Here is a 12,665-nt window from a genome sequence, read left to right on the forward strand (position 1 = left end):
TCAAAAAATTTCTCGTTATAGTCTGCTGCTAAGCAGAACATATGACTTGGCCTTCGCCGAGATATCCATGTCGGCTGCATGATCAACGGAAGGTATGGATTCCAGCTTCGAATTCCAGTCGGTCTCCGGCATCTGCAATCAGACCTAGGAACTATCCGGCCGTTGCGGAAACACCGAACAAAATTATGCCTATCTATGCGGCGAGTCTGCACTATTCTGAGGAGAGCGACACCCCCTTTTGCTGATGAGCTTGAACTCTGGGAGGCGGATCTTTCACGTTCAGCGGCCTATATGGCAGCACCGTTCGGGCTAGGCCATTTCGATCATTACTTCGCGATCTATATACCTGGCGAAGCGATGGAGCCACGTTTCCGCGCTGGCGAACGGTAATCCTTGATCGCATTAAACCAGCGTCGATTCAGGCGGACGTGGTGGTCCAGTTGCTAGCAGGCCGCTGAAAAAGCCGGACTTACGAGATTTTTCGGGGCATTTCAGCGGTGCTGCAATAGCGGTGGAGTTTCAAACTGGCGTTTTGCCAGCGTCGTTGATCGACAAGCGGGGTTTTGGCTGGCTTTCATGTGGGCTTGGCGATGAGTTTGGGAAGTCGCACAAGGTTGTAGGCGATTATTCGGAAGGTGAAGGCGGCCTCTGCCCTGGCGAGGCCCCTGACTTTGAGCCTGGCGATACCGCCGACGGTCTTGACCCAGCCAAAGGCCTCCTCGATCCGTTTGCGGATGCGCAGGCTGGCGACATAGCCATCATGACGGGTCGTGCGGCGGTCGATCAGCGTCTTGCGCACCTTGCCCAGCTTGCTGACGGTGCCATTGATGGCGATGTGCGGCGTGATTTCGCGCTCGCGCAGGGCGGTGACGAAGCTGGCGGCATCGAACAGCCTGTCACCGGCCAAGGTGACGCGCCGCCCCGGCTTGCGGGTACGTTCGATCATGACGAGGGCAGCCTCGCGCTCGGCCGTGCCAGTGGCATGGGTCACGCTCGTATCGACGATCAGGGCATGACGGTTTTCCATCAGCGCATGACCCAGATAACATAGCCGGCTGGATTGGCCGTCCCCCTTGCGGAACAGGCGCGCATCCGGATCGGTGGTGGAAATGTGGGTCTCGTTCGAACGCTTTTCGCCGCGAAAGCTGCGCTCGCCGTTACGGCCCGGCCCCGGCGGATCGCCCGAGCCATCCCGAGGCCGGAAGCTCTTCATCGACGCCCAGGCATCGATCATCGTGCCATCGACCGAGAAATGGTCCGACGACAGCAGTCGCCGCACCTGCCCAAGGTTCATCAGGGTGACCAGGAATTCGCGCGCCACCTCGGCTTCGAGCAGGCGATCCCGGTTCTTCGAGAAGGTCGAGGCATCCCACACCCGAGCGTCCATCTCCAGACCCACGAACCACCGAAACAGCAGATTATAATCCATCTGCTCCATCAACTGCCGTTCCGACCGGATCGAGAAGAACGCTTGAAGCAGCGACGCCTTGAGCAACTGTTCCGGGGCAATGGAAGGGCGGCCTGTGTGCGAGTAAAGCCCCGCCAGCCGCTCCGAAAGCTCGGTCAGCGCAGCTTCCACCAGCATCCGGATCGCCCGCAACGGATGAGCCGCTGCTATCCGATCCTCAAGCCGGATGTACGAAAACATCTCCGATGACCGTTCTTCTGTTCCCCGCATCTCTCACCTCGCTAACACGCAAAGTGAATCAGCCAAGACCCCAAACGTCCAGCCCTTTTTCAGCAGCCTGCTAGAGGACCGGGGTCGCTCGCTCTGGACCGTCGGCAGGGTCAGTGCACGGGATCGCAACTTGGTTGAGCTGATGCAGTATCGCGATCGTGCAATGTCACCGATCCCCCACAGCAAAATCAAACGGATCTTCGCGATAATCGAAATGATTGGCGACGACGCATGATCGATTGAAGGCGATTGGTGCAACCGGCCATAGCGCCGACGCAAATGCCGCAGCCAAGGGTTGTCGGTAAATTCTGAGTTGCCGCCTAATTGGAAGTCCAATCATGGTGATTGGGATTGAACGTCAATTCAGCGACCGGACGGCGAGGGAGACTGACCCGCTTGAGATCAACTGGATCACGCGCCAACCCGTCAGCCAAGACGAGCCGCTCCGACGTAAATCCCATTTCGCATTTGAGGGTGGGGTCCAGTCTTGGACGTACAAAATCGCGTTCAAATGACAACTGCCATTTTTCAAGCATACTGGCGATCCAGGGGTTTGCTATTCCACCCCCGGTCAGGATCACCTGATACCCCAATTTTCCGCCGTCCGTTTGAGAAAAGCCCGTGCGGTTCAACTGGATTGACCGGCTGCAAACCTGATAATCTTGGTAGCGTGCCGCCCGGGCGCAATCCTCGGTGGTCGCCCCGGCATTACAGTAGGTAACACTTGCATCCGACCCGAGCAGCTCGACGCTGGCTGCGTATATCTCCAGAGGCCAGTCGGATTGGTCCAATTTGAATGTTGCCATGTCCAAGGTAGCAGACCCACAATCAATAATCATATGAGTGCCGAGGTAATGACGTGGCCCGCGGCAATATCCGGCAATCACGCCAGACAACTCGGGATGCAGTTCATATTCGAGCAGCGGATCTTCCAAGGAAGCCAGAGCTGCCCTGACGTTGTCGAGCGTCAGACTGTGAGCGCAGTGAAGCAACCTAAGTGCCGATCGCACCGCATGATCGAATGCAGCCTGCGCTCTTCCGCTCACACTGGCGTCGTCGCGGTCGAGGGCGGCCACTGGTATCGCCACGTTGACGAGGCTCACTTGGCCATCCAGCTCATCGATGGTGCCGAGTACGTAAGCAAGGTGCAGCGAAAGGAACGCGACTGCAGCTTCAAGCAATGTCACCGATGCTCCTGGAGCCATGCGATGCGCTGTCCCTTCAACTAGGGCAGCCTTGAAGCCATCGACACGCATGCTGCCGTTGGCGGGCAGGACGCTGAACTGCTGGGTGACAGGATCATAGAAAACTACGGACGGCCATATGTGGGGTTCCCCACCGCTGCACCAGCCCGCCGGCACAGAAATGGCATAGGCTGGACTAGACGCACGGTAGGGCCAGCGGATGACGGCTTTCGTCGAACTTGTACCAAAGTCGTAGCCGAGGAAGCCATCAGCATCCGGATTAACGATATGCGCAAAGCGCTCAACACAGCGCGCGATCCGGCGTATGACCACATCAGCAACATCAGAACTCGCATCTTCCGGAGCACGGTGGTCTGCCAAGAAGTCGCTTAATGCGGGGCGCAGCTGCGCAATCTTTGAAAATGCGGCCTTGCCAAAGTCATTGGCGACGACAGGTGGCGCTTGCATCTTGTTAGTAGGCTCCGCGCTCGAGCCGAATATTCGGAGCCGCTCCGCTGCGGACAATTTAACTCTAATCGGCTCGGACGGTCGCTTCTTTTCAGAACGTTGAGGTGGAGAGGGTGGACGTTGCCGGTGTTCGCGGCTTGCATGGTCCGCGATTGCCTTTTCAGCGGGCACCGACGTAGTTGCGGGTGGTCGTGTAACGCTAGGATGATCGGGTGTCAGGGCTGCCGCCAATTTCGCCAGAAGATCGGCCCCCTTCACATCGCCTAATGTGGCGCCTGTCCTTCTTCTGTCGCGCTTCGTTCCCAATCTGCCTCTCCTCAGACCAAATCAACCACGATCAGACCAATCAGCCGGTTATCATGCGAAAACCTGGCGCGCGCGCTCCTAAGCTGTTCCCGGCGCTCATCAAGCCGGGCCATCAGCTTGGCGAGTTTCCCCTGCTCGGCCGGGATCATCTTGAGCTTCTTGGGATCACCGCTGACTTTCCAGTCAAAAAGCTTGATTTCCAATTCGCGCCGGCGTTTTTCCCCCTGCCGATCAATCCGCGCCAACGCAGTATCGGCTCGGTCCTCGTGCCGCGCCTCCTCTTCGTCAAGGAAATCATCAAAGGCGGCTTCGAGGATCTCAGTGACAACGCGGTGCGCGACTGAGTCGAGTCCCGAAAAGTTGTGCCCCAGTTCGTTGGCTGTACCCACGCGCAGAGCCGCCTGAACCAGCCGCTCCGCTTGAACCGGATCGAGCGCATCGCCCGCCAAATTGCATGCACCGTGGAAAATTTTGTCGATCCGGATGGCCCCTTCGACTGTCCATCGCGCCACAGCTGCGACGTACACCCCTGGCGTGAGATCAGGCATCTCTTTGCTGGATAGCCGCACCGCGATAACTGGCTCGGCGACTTCTGCCTTAGCGGCCTCGTTACGGATGGTTGCAGCAAGACGCACGAGCGGGTGGACATTGGTGACGATCTCAATCGCCTTTGGAAGTCCAGGCCTCCGCTCGAACACCGCTCTCACGCTTGTTTGGCGCGCTAGCCGAGTACGGGCTCGGGCACCTCGGTTCAGGATGCGCTTCACAGCAAGGTGCGCCGCCTCGCTGAGCTTCACATCGTAAAGACCAGCTTGCCCGGGAACGTCGTCTACGCGGCTCCCAGGATAGCGCCCCGCAATTGCCTCGTGCACATAGTCGGCGAGTTCGACTGCCGCGATGCGGCGCTCTGGCCGGCGGTTCGCCTCGATCTGCGCCAAAATCATGTCACCGTGGGCAATCAAGCCGGGCGCTTCTTCCTCCAGCTTCTCAGTCTGCTGCTGGCGATTGATGAATGCCATTGCGCTGCGTTCAATTTCTTGTTCCTGATCGTCGCCCGTCAGGTCCGGGTCAAGGAGGCGCTGCTCCAAATCGGCGATTTCCTTGCCAAGGATCGCTTCGAAAGCACCGAGCGTCTCTTGAATCTCCATCAACCTGAGGAAGAGGCGCAGATAGATACGCTCCTCAATCGTGTCCTGGGCAATCAACGAGAGCACATTGATCCGGGCCGCCTTCTGTCCGATACGATCGATACGGCCAATGCGCTGCTCAACCTTCATGGGGTTCCAGGGCAAATCATAATTGATGAGCGAGCGGCAGAACTGCATGTCGAGGCCCTCGCCCCCGACTTCCGAGGTGAGGAGCACGCGTTGGCCCTCGCTCTCCGCGAAGTTGGCGATGATCTTCGTGCGCTCTTCCTTGATGCCTCCGTGCATCACATGGACCGCGATCCCCTGAGCGCGAAGCTTCTCGGCCAGGTAGTCTAAGGTCGTGCGAAAGCTTGAAAAAACGATGACCTTGTGGTCGCCGCGCGCGTCGTGCTCACGGAGTGCACCAAGCAGCTTTTGCAGCTTAGTGTCTCCCGCCTCCAATTCAGCCAAGAGCGCGGGAGAGGCGCAAAGCCGCGCCAGCTTGGCAGTTAGCGGCCCGGCCGACCGCTTCGTTACGCGGTCGTCGTCCTCGTCTTCAGAGAAGTCATCTACCGTGCGCGCCCAGTGCCGGCACGACGCGGCCAATGACGAAGCAATGAGCCTCTGCGGCGTCGCGAGCAGGAAGCGCTCCGACGCGGCCAGTTCATATGCATGCTGGCGAACGATGTCGGAGGCCAAATCATAAAACCTTCGCTCGCCGGGGGTCATCTCCCAAGGCAGATGATCGACTTCGCGCTTCACCTGTAGGTCGTTAACGTCACGCCGCCGGGTGCGATTGACCACCGAGCCAAGCAGCGACATCTCCTCGAGCATCGCCGCGATTTTCACGCGCAGATCTTTGCTATCGACGAGGTCCGGCGCGGAAAGCTCCCGCTTGAGGTTCTCGAGCTGACGATCAATGCGCAGCATCACGCCACTAGAGATTTCGCCCAGTTCGCCTATCAGCTCAGAAAAATCGGTCTGCGGGTCTAATGCCAAATCGCGAGCACGAACCAGCGGCTTGTTCTCGTCGTTCAGCGCACTGAAGGCAAAGTTACTGTCGAAGCTGTCAGCGTCCACCAGCGAAAGCAGGTTACGCAAGTCCTCGCTGCGCAGATTTATCGGCGTCGCACTCAGCAACAACTTGTAGTCGCTCACCTGCATGGCGGCCCGAGCGAAGGCGTGTGCGAGCGTCTCAGAATTGCGCAAATGGTGCGCTTCATCAAAGATCACACAATCGAACAGAGGACGAGCCAACCCCTCTGCATCGGTGATGAACCGGCACAAGCAAGCGCGATCGCTATCATCTGTGCCATCGTCCCAGTCACGCGGTGGGCGGATCGATGATAGAGAGGCAATCAAGGCGAAGCCATCTCCCCCCTCCCCATCCCGCTTGAGATGATCGAGGAGTTCGCCCGCGCCCACGATCTTCGCATCGACCGAGAACTTCTGCCATAGTTCCAGGCGCCACTTCTCTGTCAGTGACTTGGGGCACACCACCAATAGGCGCGATGCATCAAAGCGGGCGACAAGTTCGGTCCAGACCAGACCAGCCTCAATCGTTTTACCCAAACCGACCTCATCGGCAATTAGCAGACCCTGCGACGGCGAAGATAGGAGCTTAACGACTGGCTTGAACTGATAAGCATGGAAGTCGGCATCCGTGACATCCATGCTGTAGATCACATCGCGCAGGCGACCGGTGAGACGATGGTGCAGCAGCGAGCGACGGAGCCGGTCAGGATCGGTGAAACGTCCTGCGCGAAGCTCTTCGAGCGGGTCAACATCACGTGCGCCGACTACGAGCTGGCTTTCGGGAAACTTGCTTCGTCCACTACCGTCGGTCAGTGCGACTTCCCAGTATGTGCGGTTCCGGCGCGTCTCCGATACGCCTGTGATCATACCTCCGCGAGAGGGGTCATCCTTCAGACTAACGGTATCGCCGATCGAAAACATTTCGTTGATCCCCTTTTTATGGTCGCTTTATCCACCGGCTCCACGACAGAAACGGTCGCAAGGCTACGGTAAGTCAAGTTTCCCCGGTTCCCCGCGAGCTGCATACTATAAGGCTGCTCCGGATGAAGGCGAGCCGCTTCGGCCAGACCAAGCACTGTCGCTGCTTCGATACTCAAATCAGGTTTATTCCAGTTTGACTAACAGGCCACATTGCCGGTTCCAATCACCCGCAGGAGCCCGAAGAGTGGTTGGGAAGGTTGCAGCATAGAAGACATATCTGCCGCTGTCCGCCCAGCCGCGTCGGAACCGGGCCGATAGCGATCAATCGGAGGCCGAGGGCACTCCGGAATCCGTAAGCTCCGCCATAATGGCTTGGGCAATAACCGGCGAGGCCCTCACGAGCTGCTGCAGCTCCTTTATTGCCCCGTCTTCCAGTCCTTGCGCGTACTCACCTGCCACCCAAGGGCGACTGACATGACCGGGAGAGGGGGTAAAAAAGCAAAGTGCGCCGTTCCCGTTAGTCAAAATCTGAACCCCATAATGTGCCAGCCTTTCCATAATCAGACCGGCAATCGTCTTGAGCGGTTCTGCGCCTGTTCCAAAGTTGTTCACGTTATGTTTACTCGTTGATTCTGCGCCAATATTTCTCCGTTGGGATGTGAATAAGCGGCGCGACAGATTTGGACGCAGCAGAATTCTTGCAAGGCCGGCGCGCGCCATAGCTATCATCCGACGATCACGCGCGGGGGAGCAAGGCGGCCAAGCAAACGAAAGGGCGCGCCGGAACCGCCGCGCCCTCCCAGTTCTATCGAGATGTGTCAGAAGCCGAAGCTAATGCCACCGCGGACCTGGCCGAGGCTGTTGTGGCCACCGAAGCCATAACCGCCAGAAACGAACAGGTTGACGCGCTTGTTGACCGAGGCATCAACACCCAGTTCGATCAGCCCGTTACCGTCCGGATCCACACCCTTCAGGCGGAAGGCATCACCCCCGCCCAGATACTGGACCGTGCGATCGCTGCCGATGCTGCCCTGGAAGCTGTACTGGACCTTCGCATAGGGGCGATAGGCGATCCCATCGGCATCACCAAGCAGAGCGCCGGCCTTCACACCCAGAACGGGCGAGAAGACGGTCTTGGAGGCGTGATCCACCTTCAGTCCGATGCCAGCGCCACCTTCTTCAGTGAAGCCGTTCATCGACCAGCGACGCAGCGCCAGCTTACCATAGGGGGTCACAACCAGACCGCTTCGGGCAGCGAAGTCATAGCCCAGCTCCAGGCTGGCATCCAACTGCTTGCCCTTGAAGTCGCCTTCGATGGTGCGAGCCAGGATCGCCAGGTCGCGTTCGACTTCAAACTTGGAGAAGCCGTAAGCCGCCTGGAAGCTGCCGTAGAACGGGCCGAAGCCCTGGGTCGCATAGGCACCGATCGTATAGGTACGAACCTGCGCCTTTTCCGGCGAGCCCTGCGCGGTAACGTCGTGCTGGCCATAGCCAAAGCCGATGCCGAAGGCGCCATCTTCCTGATAGGCCACGTCGAGACCGAAGGCACCACCATAGCTGTTGGTCTTGATCTTCGACGCACCCGACTTGGTGCCGCCCGTCTTGGCGAAGTTCGCCGACGGGTTGAACCAGATCTGGGTGCCCAGCGCCTCACCATAGCCACGGCGAGCAGCCAGACGGTTGACGGTGGTGTTGAAAACCGCGTTCTGATCGACCGCGGCCAGCGAACCGTAGATCTCCGCCGAGGAAAGCTCGTTGAAGACCTGCGCCGCCTGTGCGCTGTTCAAGCGCCAGTCGAGACCAGCAGCGATGTTGGCGATGTCCTGCGCATTGGCGATCTCCGTAACCGAAGCAAAGCCATTGCCGCCAGCAGCATCCGTCTTCACCCGAGCAATGACGTCAGCCAGCGCGCTGTCCAGACCCACGGCTGCCGAAGTGGCATTGGGATTGGTTGCGCCCGTGGCGTAGCTGTTGCGGGTCGCCTCGATCGAAACGGTCTTGGCGGTCGCATCATGCTTCAGACCGAAGGTGACGAACTGCGAGGAGAGCGTCGGTGCCGCGGTGGCGGTGACATTGCCGGTACCGGTATAGGTGAACAGCGTATAGCCGTCGCCCGTCGAATAGAGGCTATCCTTCGACACCGTCACCGCGACCTTACCGGCCAGGTTCAGGTTACCGTCCACAGTGACCGACGACGGGATCGAGAAGACACCAGCATTGGTCGGGGTGGTGAAGTAGGGAACACTGACCCCACCGGTGATCGGACCCAGCACTTCGGGTGCTGCGCCGCCATCGTTGACTGACAGGTTGCCGAAGCGGACCAGCGAGGGGTTGACGCCCACAACCGTCGTGCCGTTGGCAGTCTGGGTGTAGTTGCCCTGCTGATAGAGCTCGATGCCCTTGATCGCTTCGGGTCCCGGCGTGACGATGCTGTTGCCAACCGTCTGAACGAAGGTCGGTGCACGACGGCCGAGGACCAGGGTGGCATCATTGTTGATGTTGCCCTTGATGCCGAACACGGCGTCGGCGCCAGCAACGTCCAGCTGAACTTCGCCAGCCTGCACGTTGAAGTTGCCAACATCCATCGTCCAGCCTGCGGGAGTCGAGCCTTCAGCCGGAACATATTCGGCACCCGTCACCACGAAGGTGCCCGCACCGGTCTTGTTGACCGTGTTGACGCCCAGCACGCGAACCGCCGTCGGGCTGAACAGGCCTTCAGCGTCTTCCGGCAGCGTGGCAGCTGGCGTGAAGTTCGCAGGCGTGGCCGCATCGGCCAGCCGAAGCTCGCTCGCACCCAAGAAGCCGGCACCATTCAGGTTGACGGTCGTGTCGGTGAGGAAGGCACCGCTGTCGTCACGCTGTGCGTCAATGTCGCCGAGCGTGATCGACCCGTTGTTCAGGTTGATCGTCGACTTGATGTCGGCGGTCTTGATGGCTGCCTCGCCACCAACGGTCAGATTGAACGCAGCCGGATCGACCTGCGAGGCATCGAGCGGAACGGCCGGCGACAAGAGTGAAGAAAGCGCGGACGCCACCTCGCTCTGGGTCGAAACGGCGCCCGTCACGTTGAAGCCACCCGAAACACCGTTCTGGTCAACCGTATAGGTCTGCGAAGCGGCAACCGGAGTCACGGTCACGTTGGTGGTGTTGATCGTCGCATCAACCGTGGCTGATCCGCTGAACACCGAACCACCAAGCGTGGTGCTGCCCGTCAGGATGCCATTGTTGGTGAACGATCCGGTCAAGCCTTCCAGCTCAACATCGCCAAAGGCGTTGCCGCTGTTGGTGAAGCTGGCGATGCCGCCCGCCGGCATTGCGTCAACCGTCGCGGCGAGGGCGCGGATGCCAGCATTGGTCGGGTTCGTGTCGGACAACGTGACAGTGCTGTTGCCATCCAGAGCCGAAACGCTGAACAGATTGCCGCCGGTTCCCAGATCGCCATTGTTAACGAGCGAAGCGGACGTCAGCCCCTGAACTTCGACATCGCCAAGAACGGTGCCGTTGTTGGTGACCGAAGCCGCGCCGCCTACTGCGGCAGTGCTGAAGGTCGACGCAACCGTGGCGGGCGTGAAACCGTCCGCAGCGTAGGTCGTGACCGTCTCATCGCTGCTGCTTTCGCCCAGACTGTTGGCGAACAGGTTGCCGCCCGTACCTGCCGCAGCATCACCGATGACGCTGCCGCTTCCGACCGTGATGGAGGCACCCCCAACGCCAGAGGCGAAGACATTGCCTGCAACGCTCGGCACGCCTTTACCCTGCAGCGCAGCGGCCGTGTCGATCACGACATTGGCCTCGCCACCAGCATCGGCGAAGCTGTCAGTGAAGGTTTGCGAAGTCAGCGTGTTGAGGCCACCATTGACACTGTATTCCGAGGTGGAACCGCTGCTCGACGTGGACGCGAACGCGCTGGCGTTCACCGAACCGCCAACAGTGCCGGTGATGGTGGCCGTAGCGTTGCCGAAGCCCGCTGCAACGGTCGCATCCCCATCGATTCGGCCCGCGTTGTTGAGCGTGGCATCAGCAGCAACAGCCGGCGCCGAAACCGTAAACAGCGACGTGTCGACCTGAGTGCCGTCTCCCGACGCGTCCGTTGTCCGCGTGCTGGAAGCTGTAGAGGAGGCATCGCCTACGGTGAAGGCGAATGGGCCAGTCGGGACAGCCGTGCTGACGAACACATCCTGTCCGATCTTGGCTGCCGAGCCGATAGCTGCCGAAGCAGAGGCACCGCCCACAACGCTGACATTGCCGTTAACCAGGCTGCTTCCCTGAAGCGATACGGACGCGTCTCCGCCTGCCCGCGCCTGATTGAACTGCGTGCCGCTTACCGAGGTGGAACCCTGGAAAACGCCCGCGTCATAGGTGTCGGTGTCTTCCGAGGTGAATGCCCCGTTGAACGCCACGCCCTGGCTGGTGGAGGACACATTGCCCGACACCTTGCCGCCGGCGATATTGACGGCGCTCGCAGTATCGCCACGGGAGGTAACATCGCCATTGCGGCCCGAATCGCCTGGGGCAACCGTGCCGGAAATGTTGACGGTGCTCGTGCCGCCAGTCGATGCCACATCGAAGCTGTTGTTGCTGCTGTTCACGACCGTGCCGGTGCCCGCCGCGTCGCGCGAGTCGGTCGATACGGCCACATTCTGCGTAGCAAATGACGAGCCAGACGCTTCGGAGTAGATGTCGCCGTACACGGTCCCCGTCACGGTCGCCGTGCTGTTCGTGCCGCTCACTTGAGTGATGCTGCCGTCATTGCCAGCACCGAAGTTCAGCGAGCCATTGATACCCGCATAAGTACCATCGATATCGCCGCCGACGGTCTGCTGCGAAGTGCTCGACTGGGTGGTCGTGGTGGTGCCCGAAACAGTGGTCGTCGGACCGGTCGAGGTGAAGGTCGTATTGCGGCTAAACGCGTCAGTCTGACCCAAGACCTGGCCGTTGTTCGCGATCGTGATCGCGCCGGACTCCGATCCCGCGGACACATCGCCGCTGATGCGGCCAGACGCGGCGTTGGTGACGGAGATCGCCCCTTCGCTGGTCGAGGCAAAGGCGCTGCCTGCAACATCGCCGCTGTTGGCGATGCTTACGGTGCCGGTGGTGGCCGATCCATCGAGGTCGCCATCGACAGTGCCAGCGTTAGTGATCGAGACGTTGGCGGCGTCGAGCGCCTGCCCGATAAGGCTGCCACCCACTTCACCGGCTAGGCCGTTTGCGAGTGTGACGTCACCAAAGCCAGAGCCGACAACGCTGCCGCCTACAGTGCCATTGTTGGTAACCGATACCGCGCCGCCAAAGTCCGTCGCGCTTACGCCGCCGACGACTTCACCATTGTTGGTGGCGGTAAAGCTGTTGGCGGCACTTGCCGCACCCACGCCGCCAAAGCTCAGGCCGGTCACGCGACCATCATTGGTGAGGTTTACCGCGCCGTCGCCCTGACCCGCAGCAAAACCTCCTGCAACGAAATCATAGCCGACGCTCGCGCCGCTGATATCGGCGCCGCTGGCAATCGTCACCGTGAGGTCGGGATTGGCTGGCGTGGTGATGGCCGTAGCAATGTCGGCGTTTACGGCTGCGCCGGTTCCTGCGCCGGTCGGCACGCTCACTGTGGCGGGAGCCGCCAATGCACCACCAGCGTTTGCGAGCAGAGCCGCCGCTGGTATGGAGGCTGACAACAGCAGCATCCGGTTGAACCTCGACTTCTTATTCATTCAAAACCCCTATTGGCTGCGATTCTCAGGCAGATGAGCGGCAAACGACGGGCGCAGTGCTTTCGCGTACGCAAAAGGCTTTGCGCTGATGCTGTTCGGAACTCCCCCCATGACACCTGTAGTTGCGCAAATATGCGCAACATGCGCAAACATCTATGTCCAGACCGAAAGCCGTGCAAATCTTTTTTGTGAGTTTGCGCCCTCAAAAATGACAGAAATGGTCGCAGCTGCGATATGCCGG

5 protein-coding genes are annotated in these 12,665 nt (G+C 59.9%); all 5 read right to left on the reverse strand.

Translation table 11 applies throughout. The annotated features are described in order from the left end of the window. Positions 1–574 precede the first annotated feature (574 nt). Entirely contained in the window at positions 575–1,678 is a 1,104-nt protein-coding gene (locus EWH10_RS07215; protein ID WP_130029870.1) for an IS5 family transposase, read from the reverse strand. A 320-nt stretch (positions 1,679–1,998) separates the two neighbouring features. Then, positions 1,999–3,330 carry a hypothetical protein gene (locus EWH10_RS07220; protein ID WP_130029871.1) on the reverse strand — a complete coding sequence of 444 codons (1,332 nt, stop codon included), beginning with the start codon at positions 3,328–3,330 and terminating at the stop codon, positions 1,999–2,001. 317 nt (positions 3,331–3,647) lie between these two features. Next, positions 3,648–6,719 carry a helicase-related protein gene (locus tag EWH10_RS07225; protein ID WP_130029872.1) on the reverse strand — a complete coding sequence of 1,024 codons (3,072 nt, stop codon included), beginning with the start codon at positions 6,717–6,719 and terminating at the stop codon, positions 3,648–3,650. Positions 6,720–7,040: 321 nt separating this feature from the next. After that, a complete protein-coding gene (locus EWH10_RS07230; protein ID WP_130029873.1) occupies positions 7,041–7,439 on the reverse strand; it encodes a hypothetical protein in 399 nt (132 codons plus the stop codon). Between the two features lie 98 nt (positions 7,440–7,537). After that, positions 7,538–12,424, reverse strand: a complete 4,887-nt coding sequence (locus tag EWH10_RS07235) for an autotransporter domain-containing protein (RefSeq protein WP_130029874.1) — start codon at positions 12,422–12,424, stop codon at positions 7,538–7,540. Positions 12,425–12,665 lie beyond the last annotated feature (241 nt).

This window comes from Sphingobium fuliginis (genome assembly GCF_004152845.1).
GTDB classification, from domain to species: Bacteria; Pseudomonadota; Alphaproteobacteria; order Sphingomonadales; family Sphingomonadaceae; genus Sphingobium; species Sphingobium fuliginis.

What these genes read in the sequence shown, in the direction of transcription:
- EWH10_RS07215 (WP_130029870.1), bottom strand. Translation starts at nt 1,678, where the DNA reads ATGCGGGGAACAGAAGAACGGTCATCGGAGATGTTTTCGTACATCCGG.
- EWH10_RS07220 (WP_130029871.1), bottom strand. Translation starts at nt 3,330, where the DNA reads ATGCAAGCGCCACCTGTCGTCGCCAATGACTTTGGCAAGGCCGCATTT.
- EWH10_RS07225 (WP_130029872.1), bottom strand. Translation starts at nt 6,719, where the DNA reads ATGTTTTCGATCGGCGATACCGTTAGTCTGAAGGATGACCCCTCTCGC.
- EWH10_RS07230 (WP_130029873.1), bottom strand. Translation starts at nt 7,439, where the DNA reads ATGGCGCGCGCCGGCCTTGCAAGAATTCTGCTGCGTCCAAATCTGTCG.
- EWH10_RS07235 (WP_130029874.1), bottom strand. Translation starts at nt 12,424, where the DNA reads ATGAATAAGAAGTCGAGGTTCAACCGGATGCTGCTGTTGTCAGCCTCC.